This is a genomic window from Kitasatospora sp. NPDC002965, from assembly GCF_040611255.1.
In the GTDB taxonomy this organism is placed as follows: domain Bacteria; phylum Actinomycetota; class Actinomycetes; order Streptomycetales; family Streptomycetaceae; genus Kitasatospora.
The window spans coordinates 37,014-55,362 of the sequence record NZ_JBEXNT010000053.1; the positions used below are offsets into that span (position 1 = coordinate 37,014).

11 protein-coding genes and 1 pseudogene are annotated in these 18,349 nt (G+C 73.2%); 11 read left to right on the plus strand and 1 reads right to left on the minus strand.

The window, feature by feature from the left end:
* Positions 1-147 precede the first annotated feature (147 nt).
* The 11 genes from ABZY91_RS21240 to cimA all read left to right on the plus strand — a co-directional run bounded on the left by ABZY91_RS21240 (position 148) and on the right by cimA (position 18,165).
* Positions 148-3,057, plus strand: a complete 2,910-nt coding sequence (locus ABZY91_RS21240) for an EAL domain-containing protein (protein WP_329883198.1) — start codon at positions 148-150, stop codon at positions 3,055-3,057.
* 308 nt (positions 3,058-3,365) lie between these two features.
* Positions 3,366-5,219, plus strand: coding sequence for an acetolactate synthase large subunit (locus tag ABZY91_RS21245; RefSeq protein ID WP_355404375.1), 1,854 nt, complete (start codon positions 3,366-3,368; stop codon positions 5,217-5,219).
* 39 nt (positions 5,220-5,258) lie between these two features.
* Positions 5,259-5,783, plus strand: a complete 525-nt coding sequence (gene ilvN / locus ABZY91_RS21250; RefSeq protein WP_329882928.1) for an acetolactate synthase small subunit — start codon at positions 5,259-5,261, stop codon at positions 5,781-5,783.
* 162 nt (positions 5,784-5,945) lie between these two features.
* Positions 5,946-6,944 (plus strand): ketol-acid reductoisomerase, encoded by a 999-nt coding sequence (ilvC, locus tag ABZY91_RS21255; protein WP_329882927.1) that lies wholly within the window; start codon positions 5,946-5,948, stop codon positions 6,942-6,944.
* Between the two features lie 218 nt (positions 6,945-7,162).
* Positions 7,163-8,764 carry a phosphoglycerate dehydrogenase gene (serA, locus tag ABZY91_RS21260; protein ID WP_329882926.1) on the plus strand — a complete coding sequence of 534 codons (1,602 nt, stop codon included), beginning with the start codon at positions 7,163-7,165 and terminating at the stop codon, positions 8,762-8,764.
* 346 nt (positions 8,765-9,110) lie between these two features.
* Positions 9,111-9,272 carry a hypothetical protein gene (locus ABZY91_RS21265; protein ID WP_329882925.1) on the plus strand — a complete coding sequence of 54 codons (162 nt, stop codon included), beginning with the start codon at positions 9,111-9,113 and terminating at the stop codon, positions 9,270-9,272.
* A gap of 284 nt (positions 9,273-9,556) precedes the next feature.
* A complete protein-coding gene (locus tag ABZY91_RS21270) occupies positions 9,557-12,949 on the plus strand; it encodes a S8 family serine peptidase (RefSeq protein ID WP_355404379.1) in 3,393 nt (1,130 codons plus the stop codon).
* Positions 12,950-13,064: 115 nt separating this feature from the next.
* On the plus strand, positions 13,065-13,628 hold the full coding sequence (locus tag ABZY91_RS21275; RefSeq protein WP_355404381.1) for a Uma2 family endonuclease: 564 nt from the start codon (positions 13,065-13,067) through the stop codon (positions 13,626-13,628).
* Positions 13,629-13,702: 74 nt separating this feature from the next.
* Positions 13,703-14,740, plus strand: a complete 1,038-nt coding sequence (locus ABZY91_RS21280) for a 3-isopropylmalate dehydrogenase (RefSeq protein ID WP_329882923.1) — start codon at positions 13,703-13,705, stop codon at positions 14,738-14,740.
* A gap of 249 nt (positions 14,741-14,989) precedes the next feature.
* The gene (locus ABZY91_RS21285) at positions 14,990-16,102 is read left to right on the plus strand and encodes a branched-chain amino acid aminotransferase (protein WP_329882922.1); all 1,113 of its coding nucleotides are present in this window, start codon (positions 14,990-14,992) and stop codon (positions 16,100-16,102) included.
* 452 nt (positions 16,103-16,554) lie between these two features.
* A complete protein-coding gene (cimA, locus tag ABZY91_RS21290; protein WP_355404385.1) occupies positions 16,555-18,165 on the plus strand; it encodes a citramalate synthase in 1,611 nt (536 codons plus the stop codon).
* A gap of 82 nt (positions 18,166-18,247) precedes the next feature.
* Here the strand turns inward: cimA and ABZY91_RS21295 are convergent.
* Positions 18,248-18,349: pseudogene (locus ABZY91_RS21295) on the minus strand (ATP-binding protein); the annotation flags it as partial.

Genomic DNA, 18,349 nt, shown 5'->3' on the forward strand with positions numbered 1-18,349 from the left:
CGCGGCCGCCCGGCCGTTGACCACGCCGCCGTCGACCGCCCGGCCGCCGACCGTGCCGCCGACCGGGCCACCGCCGCCGCCCGCCCCGCCGTTCCGGGCGCGGCCGGCCGGTTCGGGCCGGCCCGCCGCGCGCTCCACAGCCGCAACCTGCCCGGCGCCGCCCTCGGCGTGCTCTGCCTCGCCTACGCCCTGGGTGCGGCGCTCGGCTGGGGCTCGCACCAGATCGCCGTCTTCATGGGCGACTTCGGTCTGGCCGCGGCGGCCCTCGCCGCCGCGCTCTCCTGCCTCGCGTACAGCTGCACGGTCGGTGGCCACGCCCGCCCGGCCTGGCTGCTGTTCGGCCTCTCCTCGCTCATGGTCGCCTTCGGCAACGGCACCTGGGGCTGGTACGAGCTGGTCGAGCGGACCCCGCTGCCGCCGAACTCGCTCGCCGAGTACGCCTTCCTGCTGTTCGCCCCGCTCGCCATCACCGGCGTCCTGGTGCTCGCCCAACGCCCCCGCACCGCCGCCGGCTGGCTCTGCCTGCTGCTGGACGGCTGGCTGGTGGCCGGCTCGCTGTTCACCCTCAGCTGGAGCCTCGCGCTCGGCCGCACCGCCGCCGGCGAGGACGGCTCCCCGCTCCGGCTGGCCCTCAACCTGGCCTACCCCGTCCTGGACATCCTGCTGGTCTCGCTGGTCGTCGGGCTGCGCTTCGGCGGCCGGGACGGCAACCGGGCCGCCGTCCACACCGCCATGGTCGGCCTCGCCGTCACGGTGCTCTGCGACGCCCTGTTCACCTCGCCCGAGCTGCGCAGCAGCTACCACTCCGGCGAACTGCTGGACGCCGGCTGGTTCGCCGGCAGCCTGCTGCTCGCCTGGGCGCCGTGGTCCCCGCGGTGGCGCCGCCCGCTGCGCGAGCACCCGGCGCTCGGTGGACTGCCCCGGCGCCGGGTCGCCACCACCTTCAGCGCGCTCACCCCGTACGCGGCCGCCGCCGTCTGCACCGCCGGCATCCTCTACAACGCCCTCGGCGGGCGGTCGCTGGACCGGGTGGTGGCCTCGGCCGCCTGCACCGTCGGCCTGGCGCTGATCCTGCGGCAGGGCATCATGCTGCTCGACAACCTCTCACTGGCCCAGGAACTCGCCCACAAGGAGGCGCACTTCCGCTCCCTGGTGCAGGGCTCCAGCGATGTCATCATGATCGCCGGCGCCAACGGCGTGCTCTCCTACGTCTCCCCGGCCGCGCTCGGCGTCTACGGGCGCGACCCGGAGGAGCTGGTGGGCGGCAACCTGCTCGACCTGATCCACCCCGAGGACGTCGACCGGGTGCTGCTGGAGGTCCGCCGCTTCCTGGCCCGCGGCCGGCTCGCCGCCCACCGCGACCCCGGCGGCGCCGAACCGGCCGCCGCCCGGGTGGAGTGCCGGATCAGCTCCGGTGACGGCGAGTGGCTGCACGTCGAGTCGACCGTCGACCGGTACCGCGACGGTCTGATCCTCAACAGCCGGGACGTCACCGAACGCGTGATACTCCAGGCCCAGTTGCAGCACAACGCCTTCCACGACCCGCTCACCGACCTGCCCAACCGGGCGCTGTTCACCCAGCGCCTGCGCGCCGCCCTCGCCACCCGCAGCCAGCAGGACGAGGCGGGCGCCGGGGTCGCGGTGCTCTTCCTCGACCTGGACGGCTTCAAGGCCGTCAACGACACCGCCGGCCACCAGGTCGGCGACGAGCTGCTCGTCCGGGCCGCCCGCCGGCTGCAGTCCGCCGTCCGCTGCGGGGACACCGTCGCCCGGTTCGGCGGCGACGAGTTCGCCGCGCTGGTCTGCGGCCCGCTCGGCCGCCTCCAGGTCCAGGAGCTCGCCGACCGGCTGCGGACGGCGCTCTCCGAGCCGTACTGGATCGGCGGCGTCGAACTCAGCGTGGCCGCCAGCATCGGCATCGCCTTCGGCACCCCCGAACGCGGCCCGGCCGCCGACCCGCGCGCCGCCACCGACGAGCTGATGCGCAACGCCGACCTCGCGATGTACCGGGCCAAGTCCGAGGGCAAGGGCCGGGTGGTGCTCTACACCCCCGCCATGCGCGCCGACCTGGAGCGCCGCACCGAACTCGACGAGCGGCTCCGGGCGGCTGTCCGGGAGGGCGGCTTCACCCTGCTCCACCAGCCGGTGGTGGACCTCGCCAACGGTGTGGTCACCGGCGTCGAGGCGCAGGCCCGCTGGCGCTCCGCCCAGGGCCTGCTGCTCACCCCCGCCGAGTTCCTGCGCTCCACCGAGCACGGCGACGCCGCGACCCGGTTCTCCCGCTGGCTGATCCGCGAGGCGGTCACCGCCGCCGCACTGCGCCGCGGCCTGCCGCTCAGGGGCCGCCCGGCGCCGCCGCCCGTCCCGGTCTCGATCCGGCTCTCCGCCGAGCGGCTCTGCGCGCCGGGCCTGTACGAGGCGGTGGTCGCGGCGCTGCGCGACAGCGGGCTGCCCGGCGGCCAGCTGGTCATCGAGGTGGCCCGGATGGGGCCGGACACCCTGGCGGACGAGCTCGGCCGCCGGCTCGGCGCCCTGCGGATGCTCGGCGTCTCCACCGCGCTGGCCGGCTTCGGGGCCGGCAACGGCTCGCTCGGCGCGCTCGCCCGGCTGCCGTTCGACGGCCTCAAGCTGGACCGCACGCTCGTCCAGGACCTGGGGGAGTCCCCGCTCAGCCGGACCCTCGCCGGGCACGCCCTGCGGCTCGGCCGCGACCTCGGGCTGGTCACCGCCGCCGAGGGCGTCGACCTGCCCCGGCAGATGGCCGTGCTGCAGGAACTGGGCTGCCGGCAGGGCCAGGGTTCGGCCTTCGCCCCGCCGCTGGACGAGACCCGGCTGAGACGCGCGCTGGCCCGCCGTTCCTACCCGCTGCCGAGACCGGTCGGCGCCCTCGCGGCGCGGCGGGCCTTCCTCGCCGCGGACGCCCGTACGAGTGGCTGCGGCGAGGGTGCGCCGGGACGTGTCGCACCTCACCACGGCGGCCCCGACCTGCCCGAACACCGAGCCGCCGCAGGTCCGGGAGCGGGTCCGCATGGCGAGACTGTCGTCCCACCTGCTTGACAGTCCACCCTTGACGGGAGGAAGGTCGTTGCCATGCGCACCCGAATTCTCGTACTTGGCGGGCGCGTCGGCTGAGCGGGCCTCGCCCCGTTCGTGACAGACCGACGCGCCACCCCTCGCATGCCCTTGGCACGAGGGGTTTTTTGTTGCACTGACGCTGTTCCACCACCGCAAGACCCCTGGCCCCGAGCCCCTCGAATAGGGACGATTGGGGCAGAGCCGGCGATCGGCCCGCAAGCGGGACCCCACCCTCGACCTACCGGGGCCCGGAACCACCGGGCCGGCAAGAACCGAGAAGAGACAGGCAGATGACTGAGCACGCCGCATCCCCCCGCCGCGGGGACACCCCGGCCGCCCACGCTCCCGCTCCCCAGCACGTCGTCGAGACCATGACCGGCGCCCAGTCGCTCATCCGCTCGCTGGAGGCCGTGGGCGCGGACACCGTCTTCGGTATCCCGGGCGGGGCCATCCTTCCCGCGTACGACCCGCTGATGGACTCGGTCAAGGTGCGCCACATCCTGGTCCGCCACGAGCAGGGTGCCGGCCACGCCGCGACCGGCTACGCGCAGGCCACCGGCCGGGTCGGGGTCTGCATGGCCACCTCCGGCCCGGGCGCCACCAACCTGGTGACCCCGATCGCCGACGCCTACATGGACTCGGTGCCGATCGTCGCGATCACCGGCCAGGTCGCCTCCAAGGCGATCGGCACGGACGCCTTCCAGGAGGCGGACATCTGCGGCATCACGATGCCGATCACCAAGCACAACTACCTGGTCACCGACCCGGCCGAGATCCCCCGGGTGATCGCCGAGGCGTTCCACATCGCCGCCACCGGCCGCCCCGGCCCGGTCCTGGTCGACATCGCCAAGGACGCCCTGCAGGCCACCACGACCTTCCGCTGGCCGGTCGAGACGTCGCTGCCCGGCTACCGTCCGGTGACCAAGCCGCACGCCAAGCAGATCCGCGAGGCCGCGAGGCTGCTGGTCTCCGCCAAGCGCCCGGTCCTCTACGTCGGCGGCGGCGTCATCAAGGCCGGTGCCACGGCCGAACTGCGCATCCTGGCCGAGCTGACCGGCGCCCCCGTGGTCACCACCCTGATGGCGCTCGGCGCCTTCCCGGACAGCCACCCGCAGCACCTGGGCATGCCCGGCATGCACGGCTCCGTCCCGGCGGTCACCGCACTGCAGAAGTCCGACCTGCTCTTCACCCTCGGCGCCCGCTTCGACGACCGGGTCACCGGCAAGCTGGACGGCTTCGCGCCGCACGCCAAGGTCGTCCACGCCGACATCGACCCGGCCGAGATCGGCAAGAACCGCCCCGCCGACGTGCCGATCGTCGGCGACGCCCGCGAGGTGCTGGCCGACCTGATCGTCGCCGTGCAGGCCGAGTTCGACGCCGGCCACAAGGGCGACTACGCGGACTGGTGGGAGAAGCTCGACGCCTGGAAGAAGACCTACCCGCTGGGCCACGAGCCCGCCCCGGGCGGCCAGCTCTCCCCGCAGCAGGTCATCGAGCGGATCGGCCGGCTGGTCGGCCCGGACGCGATCTACGCGGCGGGCGTCGGCCAGCACCAGATGTGGAGCTCGCAGTTCATCCAGTTCGAGAAGCCGGGGACCTGGCTGAACTCCGGCGGCGCCGGGACGATGGGCTACGCGGTGCCGGCCGCGATGGGCGCCAAGGCGGGCCGCCCGGAGACCGCGGTCTGGGCGATCGACGGCGACGGCTGTTTCCAGATGACCAACCAGGAACTGGCCACCTGCGCCCTGAACGACATCCCGATCAAGGTCGCGGTCATCAACAACGGCTCGCTGGGCATGGTCCGCCAGTGGCAGACCCTGTTCTACAACCAGCGCTACTCCAACACCGTGCTGCACTCCGGGCCGGAGCACGACGGCATCGAGCCGCCGGCCCAGGGCACCCGGATCCCCGACTTCGTCCTGCTCTCCGAGGCGATGGGCTGTGTCGGTCTGCGCTGCGAGCGCCCGGAGGACCTGGACGCGGTGATCAAGCAGGCGATGGAGATCAACGACCGCCCGGTGGTCATCGACTTCATCGTCCACCAGGACGCCATGGTCTGGCCGATGGTCGCGGCCGGCACCAGCAACGACGAGATCCTGTTCGCCCGGGGCGTCCGCCCCGACTTCGGCGACGACCTCGACTGAAGCCCCCCACCTCCAGAACGACCTAGGGAACAGAGACCCATGTCCAAGCACACCCTCTCCGTCCTGGTCGAGAACAAGCCCGGCGTGCTCGCCCGCATCGCCTCGCTGTTCTCCCGTCGGGGCTTCAACATCGACTCCCTCGCCGTCGGCCCCACCGAGCACCCGGACGTCTCCCGGATGACGATCGTGGTCAACGTCGAGGACCTCCCGCTGGAGCAGGTCACCAAGCAGCTCAACAAGCTCGTCAACGTGATAAAGATCGTCGAACTCGACCAGTCCGCTGCGATCCAGCGGGAACTGGTCCTGGTGAAGGTCCGCGCCGACAGTGAGACCCGGTCGCAGATCGTCGAGATCGTCCAGCTGTTCCGCGCCAAGACGGTCGACGTGTCCCCGGACGCGGTGACCATCGAGGCCACCGGCAGTTCGGACAAGCTGGAGGCCATGCTCCGGATGCTGGAGCCGTACGGCGTCAAGGAGCTCGTCCAGTCCGGTCTGGTCGCCATCGGCCGCGGCGCCCGTTCGATCACGGACCGCTCGCTGCGCGCCCTCGACCGCAGCGCGTAGCGTCCCGCCGGCCGCCCGCCACCACCCTCCCGGGCGGCGTGCCGGCGCGCGACACCGCGGTCCGTCTCACACCCTGAAGCACCGTCCCACCGCACCGCCGGGTCCACGTACGGTTGGAACCGCAGTACCCGGCAACACCACCACGCAAGGAGAAGTGCCCCCGTGGCCGAGCTGTTCTACGAAGACGACGCCGACCTGTCCATCATCCAGGGCCGCAAGGTCGCGGTCATCGGCTACGGCAGCCAGGGCCACGCCCACGCGCTGTCCCTGCGCGACTCGGGCGCGGACGTCCGGGTCGGCCTGAAGCCCGACTCGAAGTCGCGCCAGAAGGCCGAGGAGGCCGGGCTGCGCGTGGTCACCCCCGCCGAGGCGGCGGCCGAGGCCGACGTCATCATGATCCTCGTCCCGGACCCGATCCAGTCCGACGTGTACGAGGCGGACATCGCCCCGCACCTGAAGGCCGGCGACGCCCTGTTCTTCGGCCACGGCCTGAACATCCGCTTCGGCTTCATCAAGCCCCCGGCCGACGTCGACGTCTGCATGGTCGCCCCGAAGGGCCCGGGCCACCTGGTCCGCCGCCAGTACGAGGAGGGTCGCGGCGTCCCCGCGATCGTCGCCGTGGAGCAGGACTTCAGCGGCAACGCGTTCGCCCTGGCGCTGTCCTACGCCAAGGGCCTGGGCGCCACCAAGGCCGGTGTCATCAAGACCACCTTCACCGAGGAGACCGAGACCGACCTGTTCGGTGAGCAGGCCGTCCTCTGCGGTGGCACCGCCGCCCTGGTGAAGGCCGGGTTCGAGACCCTGGTCGAGGCCGGCTACCAGCCGGAGATCGCCTACTTCGAGTGCCTGCACGAGCTGAAGCTCATCGTCGACCTGATGTACGAGGGCGGCCTGGAGAAGATGCGCTGGTCGGTCTCCGAGACCGCCGAGTGGGGCGACTACGTCACCGGCCCCCGCATCATCACCGACGCCACCAAGGCCGAGATGAAGAAGGTCCTCACCGAGATCCAGGACGGCACCTTCGCCAACACCTGGATCGCCGAGTACAAGGCCGGTCTGCCCAAGTACAACGAGTACAAGAAGGCCGACGAGGACCACCTGCTGGAGACCACCGGCAAGAAGCTCCGCAAGCTGATGAGCTGGGTCAAGGAAGAGGCCTGAGCCTCACCGCTCTCGTGACGCCCTTGTACAACTAGGCTGCTCCCGTCCGGGTGATTTCGCCGGACGGGAGCAGCCTGGTACCCAGCCCGTCGATACACTTCCGAGTGCGCGTCAGGCCCACAGCGTCGTGCGTCTACCTACGCGGCATGCCACCTTCCCCCCGCCTTCCACGCCACCTACGTGCCGGGGAGAACCGGACAGTTAAGGACAACACTGTCGTGAGCACTGCTAACACTGTGAAATCCGGCGTCGTACTGATCGCCGAGGAGCTGTCGCCCGCCACCGTCGACGCCCTCGGTCCCGACTTCGAGATCCGTCACTGCAACGGCGCGGACCGCACCGAGCTGCTGACCGCCATCGCGGACGTCGACGCCGTCCTGATCCGCTCGGCCACCAAGATCGACGCCGAGGCACTGGCCGCCGCACGCAAGTTGAAGGTCGTCGCCCGTGCCGGCGTGGGCCTGGACAACGTGGACGTCGCCGCCTCCACCAAGGCCGGCGTCATGGTCGTCAACGCGCCGACCTCCAACATCGTCACCGCCGCCGAACTCGCCTGCGGCCTGCTGATCTCGGTCGCCCGCAACATCGCGCCGGCCAACGCCGCGCTCAAGCAGGGCGAGTGGAAGCGCAACAAGTACACCGGCGTCGAGCTGAGCGAGAAGGTCCTCGGCGTGGTCGGCCTCGGCCGGATCGGCGTCCTGGTCGCGCAGCGGATGTCCGCGTTCGGCATGAAGATCGTCGCGTACGACCCCTACATCCAGGCCGCCCGCGCCGCGCAGATGGGCGTCAAGCTGGTCTCCCTGGAGGAGCTGCTGGAGGTCTCGGACTTCATCACCGTCCACCTCCCGAAGACCCCGGAGACCATCGGCCTGATCGGTGACGAGGCGCTGCACAAGGTCAAGCCGAGCGTCCGGATCGTCAACGCGGCCCGCGGCGGCATCGTCGACGAGGAGGCGCTCGCCTCCGCGCTGCGCGACGGCCGGGTGGCCGGCGCCGGCCTCGACGTGTACACCAAGGAGCCGTGCACCGACTCGCCGCTGTTCGCCTTCGACAACGTGGTGGCCACCCCGCACCTGGGCGCCTCCACCGACGAGGCGCAGGAGAAGGCCGGCATCGCCGTCGCCAGGTCGGTCCGGCTGGCGCTGGCCGGCGAGCTGGTGCCGGACGCGGTCAACGTCCAGGGCGGCGTCATCGCCGAGGACGTCCGTCCGGGTCTGCCGCTGGCCGAGAAGCTCGGCCGGATCTTCACCGCGCTGGCCGGCGAGGTGGCCGTCCGGCTCGACGTCGAGGTGCGCGGCGAGATCACCCAGCACGACGTGAAGGTGCTCGAACTCTCCGCGCTCAAGGGCGTGTTCGAGGACGTCGTGGCGGAGACGGTGTCCTACGTCAACGCCCCGCTGTTCGCGCAGGAGCGCGGCGTCGAGGTGCGCCTGACCACGTCCAGCGAGAGCCTGGAGCACCGCAACGTGATCACCGTGCGCGGCACCCTGGCGAGCGGCGAGGAGATCGCCATCTCCGGCACGCTGTCCGGCCCGAAGCAGACCCAGAAGATCGTCGGCGTGGACGCCTTCGACGTGGACGTGGCGCTCACCGACCACATGGCCTTCTTCAAGTACGAGGACCGCCCGGGCGTGGTCGGCGTCCTCGGCCGCCACCTCGGCGACGCCGGCGTCAACATCGCCGGCATGCAGGTGGCCCGTGACGGCAGCGGCGCGCTGGCCTCCATCACCGTGGACAGCCAGATCCCGCAGGACGTCCTGACCGCCATCGCCGGCGAGATCGGCGCCCGCTTCGCCCGCTCGGTCGACCTGGGCGACTGAGCCCCGGAACGCCCCGCCGGCAGGGCCCGGACCACCGTTCGCACGGTGGTCCGGGCCCTGCTGCTTTCCTCCGGGTGACCCGCGTCTCAGATAGTAGGAAATCCAAGTATTCGTGCAGACACGGCCGCGCCCCGGTCGTACCGTGGAGGGACCGTACGGTGTGCCGCCCCTGCAGCCAGGGCGTTCGGCCCGGACGGCCCCGCATGCCCGATGGGCGGGTGATCCCCGCCCGGCGTGCCGTCCCGTGACCCGCCGCCGCCCCCGTGCGGCGCGCTTCGCACGGGTCCCCCCGTCGCACACCCTCCACGCGTCCTTCCCCGGCACGCAACGAACCAAGGAGCCCGGCATGTCCCCGACCGCAGACCGCCACGCCGCTTCCGCCGCCGCCACCGCCACGACCCGCGCCCCCCGCCGCCGTCGGACGGCCGAGCCGAACCCCTTCGCCGCCGCCGCGCTGCAGCGTGCGCTCGACCGCCGCGACAACGGCGGGTCGGCCGGCCGCGCCTGACGGGCGGGCCTCCGCCTGATGGGAGGGCCCGCCTCCGGCGGGCTCGCCGTCCCCTCCGGACGACCGGGTCCGCAGGATCCGCGTTCATCCTCCGAATAGGCCGACCGGGCTGACGGCGGGTCACTCGGGAGAGTGCAAGTTGCCACCGTTCGGGGGATGTTGCTCGCCCTGACCGGCGCGATATTCCTAATTTGGGGCCCCCGGAAGGGTGATCGACGGCCGCGCGGGCGGGCGTCAGCGGCGCGACATGCGGATCAGCTCCCCCGGCCGGGGGAGAGGGTCCCATGCGTCAGCCGACCGTCCGTCGACCGCTCGTCCGGATCGGGCTCGTCCTGAGCCTCCTGGCCGGGCCGATCCTGCTCACCGCCGCCCCGGCGGCCGGCAGCCCACCGGGCGCCCCGCCGGGCCGCACGGCCGCGGCCGGCGCCCCGGCCTCCGTCCTGCTGGAACTCCGCACCGAAGCCGTCGCCCCCGCCTGGCGCCGGGCCGGCGCCGAGGCCCGGCGGGCCCAGCGCTCCCCGGAGGCAGTCCGGGGCGAGGCAGCCCGGGCCGGAGCCGGACAGCGGGCCCGGGCCTCCGCGGCCCTGGACCGGCTCGCCGAGGCCGTCCGCGGCGTCGCTCCCACCGCCCGGGAGCTCTACCGCACCCGCACCCTGCTCACCGGCCTCGCCGTCACCGTGCCCGCCGACCGGCTGCCCGCGCTGCGCACCCTGCCCGGGGTCGCGGCCGTCCGCCCGATCGTCCGCAAGCAGCGCGCCAACGCCCACTCCGTGCCGGTGACCGGCGCGCCCGAGGTCTGGTCCGGGGCCTCCGCGGACACCTCCTCCGGCGCCGCCGGGAACACCGGCGGGGGCGTCCGGATCGGCGTCGCCGACAGCGGCATCGACTACACCCACGCCGACTTCGGCGGCCCCGGCACCGAGGAGGCCTTCACCGCGGTGGACGGCGCGAAGCCCGCGCCCGCCGGCCTCTTCCCCAACGCCAAGGTGGTCGGCGGCCGGGACCTCGTCGGCGACGACTACAACCCCGACCCGGCCTCCCCGCACTACCAGCCCGAACCCCGCCCCGACGACAACCCGATCGACTGCGCCCGCAACGGCCACGGCACCCACGTCGCCGGCACCGCCGCCGGCCTCGGCGTCACCACCGACGGACGCCCCTACACCGGTCCCTACCGGCCCGGCCTCGACCCGGCCGGCTTCAGGGTCGGCCCCGGCGCCGCACCCGGCGCCCAGCTCTACGCGATCCGGGTCTTCGGCTGCGACGGCTCCACCGACCAGCTCGCCCAGGCCCTCGACCTGGCCGCCGACCCCGACGGCGACGGCGACCTCGGCGACCGGCTCGACGTCCTCAACCTCTCGCTCGGCAGCCGCTTCGGCTCCACCGACGACGCCGACGCCCTCGCCGTCGACCGGCTCTCCGAACTCGGCACCGTCGTGGTCGCCGCCGCCGGCAACGAGGGCGACGTCCACGGCATCGGCGGCAGCCCCGGCACCGCCGCCCGGGCCGTCGCCGTCGCCGCCTCCGTCGACCCGCACAGCGACGCCGACGGCATCACCGTGCTCGACCCCGAACCGCTCGCCGGCGTCGTCCCCGCCCACTGGAGCGCCCGCTACCAGGACTGGTCCACCGCCGACGTGACCGGCGCGCTCGCCCTGCCCGCCGACCAGTCCGACGGCTGCACGGCCTTCACCGAGGCCGACCGGCAGCGGATCGGCGGAAAGATCGCCGTCCTCGCCTGGCGCACCCGCGAATCCGAGCGCGCCTGCGGCTCCGGCCCCCGCGCCGACCACGTCGCCGAGGCCGGCGCGATCGGTGCGCTGCTCGCCGCCGACGACGACCACCTCGCCGAGATCGCCGGGAACGACCGCGTCCCGCTCGCCCTGCTCGCCCGCGCCGACGGCGCGCGGCTCCGCGAGGGCGCCGCCGCCGGCCCGGTCCGGGTCCGGCTCGCCGCACCCGGCAACCCGCTGCACGGCGTCGTCCCCCAGGACCAGCCGCTGCGCCTCGACACCCTCACCGACTTCACCTCCCGGGGCATCGGCGTGCCCGGCGTGGTCAAGCCCGACCTGGCCGCCCCCGGCGAGACCATCTGGTCCGCCAAGGTCGGCAGCGGCAGCGGCGGCCAGCGCGAGGACGGCACCTCGATGGCCACCCCGCACACCGCGGGCCTGGCCGCCCTGGTCCGCGCCGCCCACCCCGACTGGACCGTCGAGCAGGTCAAGGCCGCGCTGATGAACACCGCCGGCGACACCTGGGCCGGCGACGGCGCCACCGGCCCGGTCTACGGCCCCGAACGCACCGGCGCAGGCCGGGCCCGGGTGGACCGCGCCGTCCGCACCCCCGCCGTCGCCTACGCGGCGGGCGCGGGCGCGGTGCAGGGCGCCGTCGGCGTCTCCTTCGGCCCGGTGGCGGTCGGCGGACCGCTCACCCTCGACCGCGAGGTCGAGGTGCGCAACCTCTCCGGCTCCCCGGTCGCCTACCGCACCGGCTACGCCGCCGCGACCGAACTGCCCGGCGCCCGCTTCGACGTCTCGCCCGGCCGGGTCGACGTCCCGGCCGGCGGCAGCGCCCGGGTCCGGGTCACCCTCGCGGTCCCCGGACAGCTCGGCCGCGTCCCGGACCCGACCATCGCCACCCTCCAGGGCGGCAAGGCCCGCACCTACCGGGGCGAGCTCTCCGGCCGGCTGCTGCTCACCCCGGACGACCCGGCCGTCCCCGAGCTGCGGGTGCCCGTCCTCGCGGCCCCGCGAGCGGCCTCCGAGCTGACCGCCACCACTCCGGTCCGGACCATCCGCGCGAACGCCCTGGCCGCCCTCTCCGGCACCGCCGCGCCCGGCGACCGGCCCGGACTGCTCAGCGCCTTCGCCCTGGGCGGGGAGGCCGCCCGCTGGCCCGACTGCCCGCCGGACAGCGGTGCGGCGGTCGGCCCGGGCGCCGGCATCGTGCCGGACGACAGCACGGACGAGGCCGCCGGGATCCAGGACGTCTGCGTCGAGCGCGCCGGGGACCGGGCCGCCAACCTGCGGGCGGCCGGCGCGGCCACCGACGCTCCCGCCGTCGCCGGCGACCCGCTCGCCGAGGGCGTGCTCTACCTCGGGGCCCAGGTCTGGGCGCCCGCCGCCACCCCGGTCGGCCTGTTCGGCGTCCGGGCCTCGCTCGACACCGACGGGGACGGCGCCACCGACGTGATCGTCAAGGCCGACCGGCAGCGCGGCAGCGACGTCCTGGTGGCCCGGGCGCTCGACGCCCGCACCGGCGCCGAGCTGGACGTCCAGCCGCTCAACGCGCGCTGGGGGGACACCGACACGGCGTTGCTGGACAGCGACGCGGTGGTCCTCCCGGTCCGGCTGGCCGTCCTGCCGGGCGTGCGGGCGGGTCACAGCACCGTCCGCTACGCGCTCTGGACCGGTGTGGCCGGCGCGGGGAAGCCCGATCCGGCCGGGGCCTTCTCGGCGATCGGCCTGCGCGGCACCCGGCCCACGCTGACCGTCGACGTCCTGCAACCGGCTGTCGACGTCCGCACCGGTCAGGGCGGCCCGGCGGCCGTCGCCGCGCCGGCCGGGCCCGGCACCGTCCTCGACATCCGCCGCACCGAGGGCGACACGTCCCGCCTGTTCCTGCTCCACCACTTCAACCCGGACGGCCGGAGGGGGCAGGTCCTGACCCTGCCGTGACCCCGAGGAGGGGGCGCCCGCAAACAGCCGGGCGCTCCCTCGAAAGGTGGAAGATCGGGGACGGTCGGCCCGAGTAGCCTGAGATCAGCCACGAGGATGCCCGCATGGGAGAACCATGAGCGTCGTGCCGTACCCCGACTGGATTCGGCCCCCCGCCGGTGGTTACACCGCCGAGGACCTCGACCGGCTGCAGGATCTCCCGCCGCACACCGAGCTGCTCGACGGGAGCCTGGTCTTCGTGAGTCCGCAGACGAAGTTCCACGTGAGGACGAAGCGCCTGCTGGAGCGTGCGCTGGAACAGGCTGTTCCGGACGGGTGGGAAGTCTGGCCCGAGATGACGGTGACCATCGACCGGCGGAACCGTCCGGAGCCGGACCTGCTCGTCGTCAACGCGTCCTCGGACACCGGGTATCTCCAGACGACCTTCGACGCCGAACACGTACTGCTCGCCGTCGAGGTCGTCTCGGAGGAATCGCGGGACCGGGACCGGGAGGTCAGGCCGCGGAAGTACGCGAGGGCGGGCATCCCACACTTCTGGCGGGTCGAGTGCGACGAGGGGCGTCCGATCGTCTACACCTTCGAGATCGACCCGGCCACCGGCCTCTACGGCCCCACCGGCATCCATCACAAGCAGCTGAGGCTGAACCGGCCCTTCCCGGTCGACATCGATCTGACCTGATCGCTTCCGGGTGGCTATGTCCGGATAGTGGACGGCAGATGTCAGGCTCTGGGACGGCGGAGTAGCCTCCGAGCATGTCTCGCACGATTCGTCTCGCAGTTGTCCCCGGTGACGGCATCGGCCAGGAAGTGGTGGCCGAAGGCCTCAAGGTCCTTGGTGCGGTGCTCCCCGCCGACGTGAAGCTGGAGACCACCGAGTTCGACCTCGGCGCCCGGCGCTACCACCGCACCGGCGAGACGCTGCCGGACAGCGTCCTGGCCGAGCTGAAGGCGCACGACGCGATCCTGCTCGGCGCCATCGGCGACCCGAGCGTCCCGTCGGGCGTACTGGAGCGGGGGCTGCTGCTCAAGCTGCGGTTCGCCTTCGACCACCACATCAACCTCCGCCCCGGCCGGCTCTTCCCCGGCGTGAAGTCCCCGCTGGCCGGCGAGCCGGACATCGACTTCGTGGTCGTCCGCGAGGGCACCGAGGGCCCGTACGTCGGCAACGGCGGCTCGCTGCGCACCGGGACCGAGCACGAGGTGGCCACCGAGGTCAGCCTGAACACCGCGTTCGGCATCGAGCGGGTCGTCCGGGACGCGTACGCGCGTGCCGCCGCCCGGCCGCGCAAGAAGCTCACCCTCGTCCACAAGAACAACGTGCTGGTGCACGCCGGCCACCTGTGGACCCGGATCTTCGAGCAGGTCGGCCGGGAGTTCCCCGAGGTCACCACCGACTACCTGCACGTCGACGCGGCGACCATCTTCTTCGTCACCCAGCCCGAGCGGTTCGACGTCATCGTGACCGACAACCTGTTCGGCGACATCCTGACCGACCTGGCCGCCGCCGTCACCGGCGGGATCGGCCTGGCCGCCAGCGGCAACATCAACCCGAGCGGCGCGTTCCCGTCGATGTTCGAGCCTGTGCACGGTTCGGCGCCGGACATCGCGGGCCAGGGCAAGGCCGACCCGACCGCCACCGTGCTGTCGGTCGCCATGCTGCTGGAGCACCTCGGCCTCGCCGCCGAGGCCGCCCGGATCGAGGCCGCGGTCGCCGCGGACCTCACCGAGCGGACCGGAACCCGTACCACCGCCCAGGTCGGCGACGCGCTCGCCGCCCGAGTATCCGGCTAGGCCGGAACCGAAAGAAGGTAGTCCGGCCTGGCAGGGCCGGAACCGACAGACGGTGTTCCGGCCGGTGGGCCGGACCCCATAACGGCAGCTTGCGGCTCTCCGAGGAGCCGGCGACTGTTCGGCACGGCCCTCTGGATGCGAGTATCGACAGTGGGCCGTGCCGTTGTGCGTCCGTTTCGGGGAAATCCACCGAAACGCTCACCCGGCGGAGGCGGCCCGGACCAACCCCACGGTGAAGGACACACAGCCATGAGCACGCCCACCCAGGCGCCCATCACGTTCGACCTCAAGCCCTCCGCCCACCCGCTCTCCGACGCGGAGCGCGAGGCCCGACTGGTTAACCCGGGTTTCGGGAGGGTCTTCACCGACCACATGGTCACCATCCGCTGGACCGAGGGCGTGGGCTGGCACGACGCCCAGCTGGCGCCGTACGCGCCGCTGGAGATCGACCCGGCCAACATGACCCTCCACTACGGTCAGGCGATCTTCGAGGGCCTCAAGGCGTACCGCCAGGCCGACGGCTCGATCTCGACCTTCCGCCCGGAGGCCAACGCGGCCCGCTTCCAGTCCTCGGCCCGCCGCCTGGCGATGCCGGAGCTGCCGGTCGAGACCTTCGTCGAGGCGGTCGAGCTGCTCGTGCAGCAGGAGCAGGCGTGGGTCCCGAACGAGGCCGAGCAGAGCCTCTACCTGCGCCCGTTCATGTTCGCTACCGAGGTCGGCCTGGGTGTCCGCCCGGCCAACTCCTACCTCTTCATGATCATCGCCTCTCCGGCCGGCGCCTACTTCTCCGGTGGCGTCAAGCCGGTCTCGGTCTGGCTCTCCGAGGACTACGTCCGCGCCGCCCCGGGCGGCACGGGCGCCGCCAAGTGCGCCGGCAACTACGCCGCCTCGCTGGTGGCCCAGGCCGAGGCCGCCGCCAAGGGCTGCGACCAGGTGGTCTGGCTCGACGCCGCCGAGCACCGGTGGATCGAGGAGATGGGCGGCATGAACCTGTACTTCGTCTTCGGCGAGGGTGCGGACGCCCGGATCGTCACCCCGGAGCTGTCCGGCGCCCTGCTGCCCGGCATCACCCGTGACTCGCTGCTCCAGCTCGCGGCCGACCTCGGCTACGCGGTCGAGGAGCGGAAGATCTCCACCGAGGAGTGGAAGCAGGGCAACGCCGACGGCACCCTCACCGAGGTCTTCGCCTGCGGCACCGCCGCGGTGATCACCCCCGTCGGCTCGGTCAAGTCCCGCGGCGGCGACTGGACCGTCGGCGCCGGCGAGCCCGGCCCGGTCACCATGGAGCTGCGCAAGACCCTGCTGGCCATCCAGGGCGGCCAGGCGGCCGACACCCACGGCTGGCTGCACAAGATCGTCTGACCGCCGCGAGCGGCACGTCCGGGAGCCCGCCGCGGCGGGCCCCCGGACGGAACGGGAGCCGCCCGGGCCGCGCGCCGGCCCGTCGCGCGCCGGCCACCGGGCGGACCCGTCACGCAGCCGCGGCCCCCGTTCCGGATACCGAGACGGGGCGGCCGGATCCCGGATCGGTGTGCCAGACTGCGAGCGTGTCCTCGCTTTCGCTGATTATTAGCAGCAGGCGCGCCGGTCCGCAGTGACCGCTCCCGCAGTACCCGATGCGGAGCGACCACCAGCGTCCAGACCCGCGCGCAGACCTCTCGCACCCGCGAGGGGTCTTTTTGTTTCCCCCGGACCGGCCGGAGCCCCCACAAGGGGCCGAGGGACACCGGGGAGCGCGCGGGATGCTGGACAGTGGAGCCGGATCAGAACCGGCAGAGCAGCACCCGACCTCCCGGAACGGAGAACCCAGGGTCATGACCCAGGCGAGCAACCTCCCAGACGACGCCTTCCACGTCTTCGACACCACCCTGCGCGACGGGGCCCAGCGCGAGGGCATCAACCTCACGGTGGCCGACAAGCTGGCCATCGCCCGGTACCTGGACGAGTTCGGGGTCGGCTTCATCGAGGGCGGCTGGCCCGGCGCCAACCCCCGGGACACCGAGTTCTTCGCCCGCGCCGCCACCGAGCTGGACCTGGCCAACGCCCAGCTCGTCGCCTTCGGCGCCACCCGCCGGGCCGGCGGCAACGCGGCCGACGACCCCCAGCTCGCCGCCCTGGTGAACTCGGGCGCGCCCGTCGTCACCCTGGTCGCCAAGGCCCACGACCGCCACGTCGAGCTGGCGCTGCGCACCACGCTGGACGAGAACCTGGAGATGATCCGGGACAGCGTCGCCCACCTGCGCGCCCAGGGCCGCCGCGTCTTCATCGACTGCGAGCACTTCTTCGACGGCTACAAGGCCAACCGGGACTACGCCCTCGCCGTGGTCCGGGCCGCCCACGCGGCCGGCGCCGACGTGGTGGTGCTCTGCGACACCAACGGCGGGATGCTGCCGGCCGGCGTGCACGACATCGTCGCCGACGTGCTCCGCGAGACCGGGGCCCGGCTCGGCATCCACGCCCAGGACGACACGGGCTGCGCCGTCGCCAACACCCTGGCCGCGGTGGACGCGGGCGCCACCCACGTCCAGTGCACCGCCAACGGCTACGGCGAGCGGGTCGGCAACGCCAACCTCTTCCCGGTGGTCGGCGCGCTGGAGACCAAGTACGACCGCCGGGTGCTGCCCGCCGGCAAGCTGGCCGAGATGACCCGGATCTCGCACGCCGTCGCGGAGCTGGTCAACCTGACCCCCTCCACCCACCAGCCCTACGTCGGCTTCTCCGCGTTCGCCCACAAGGCCGGCCTGCACGCCTCGGCGATCAAGGTCGACCCGGACCTGTACCAGCACATCGACCCGGAGACGGTCGGCAACACCATGCGGATGCTGGTCTCCGACATGGCCGGCCGGGCCTCCGTCGAGCTGAAGGGCAAGGAGCTCGGCTACGACCTCTCGACCGACCGCGACCTCGCCGGACGGGTGGTGGCCAGGGTCAAGGCGCAGGAGAGCCTCGGCTACACCTACGAGTCCGCCGACGCCTCGTTCGAGCTGCTGCTCCGCGACGAGGTGCGGGGCGACCGCGCGCGCTTCTACACCCTGGAGTCCTGGCGGACCATCAGCGAGCAGGGGCCGGAGGGGAGTACCGGGAACGAGGCCACCGTCAAGCTCCGGGCCAAGGGCGAGCGGATGATCGCCACCGGCGAGGGCAACGGTCCGGTCGACGCGCTGGACAAGGCCCTGCGCACGGCGCTGGAGCGGATCTTCCCGCAGCTGGCCAAGCTGGAGCTGGTCGACTACAAGGTCCGGATCCTGGAGGGCCAGCACGGCACCGGCTCGAAGACCCGGGTGCTGATCGAGACCACCGACGGGACCTCCGCCTGGTCCACGGTCGGGGTGGCCGACAACGTGGTGACCGCCTCCTGGCTCGCCCTGGAGGACGCCTACACCTACGGCCTGCTCCGGTCCGGCCTGGAGCCCGTCACCGAGTGACCGGCGTGACCGTGCGGCCCGTGGACCGGAGGGTCCGCGGGCCGCACCGCTGTCGCGCGCACCGTCGCCGTACGCGCCCGTCTCACCGAAGGCGGGCGAGGAGGGCGTGTTCGACGAGGGTGATGAGGGCGCTCTTGGCGCTGTCCCGGCGTCGGGCGTCGAGGGTGACGACGGGGGTGTCGGG

Bases quoted from the DNA above. Each gene is read 5' to 3' on its own strand.
- ABZY91_RS21245 (WP_355404375.1), top strand. From the start codon at position 3,366: ATGACTGAGCACGCCGCATCCCCCCGCCGCGGGGACACCCCGGCCGCC.
- ilvN (WP_329882928.1), top strand. From the start codon at position 5,259: ATGTCCAAGCACACCCTCTCCGTCCTGGTCGAGAACAAGCCCGGCGTG.
- ABZY91_RS21265 (WP_329882925.1), top strand. From the start codon at position 9,111: ATGTCCCCGACCGCAGACCGCCACGCCGCTTCCGCCGCCGCCACCGCC.
- ABZY91_RS21270 (WP_355404379.1), top strand. From the start codon at position 9,557: ATGCGTCAGCCGACCGTCCGTCGACCGCTCGTCCGGATCGGGCTCGTC.
- ABZY91_RS21275 (WP_355404381.1), top strand. From the start codon at position 13,065: ATGAGCGTCGTGCCGTACCCCGACTGGATTCGGCCCCCCGCCGGTGGT.
- ABZY91_RS21280 (WP_329882923.1), top strand. From the start codon at position 13,703: ATGTCTCGCACGATTCGTCTCGCAGTTGTCCCCGGTGACGGCATCGGC.
- ABZY91_RS21285 (WP_329882922.1), top strand. From the start codon at position 14,990: ATGAGCACGCCCACCCAGGCGCCCATCACGTTCGACCTCAAGCCCTCC.
- cimA (WP_355404385.1), top strand. From the start codon at position 16,555: ATGACCCAGGCGAGCAACCTCCCAGACGACGCCTTCCACGTCTTCGAC.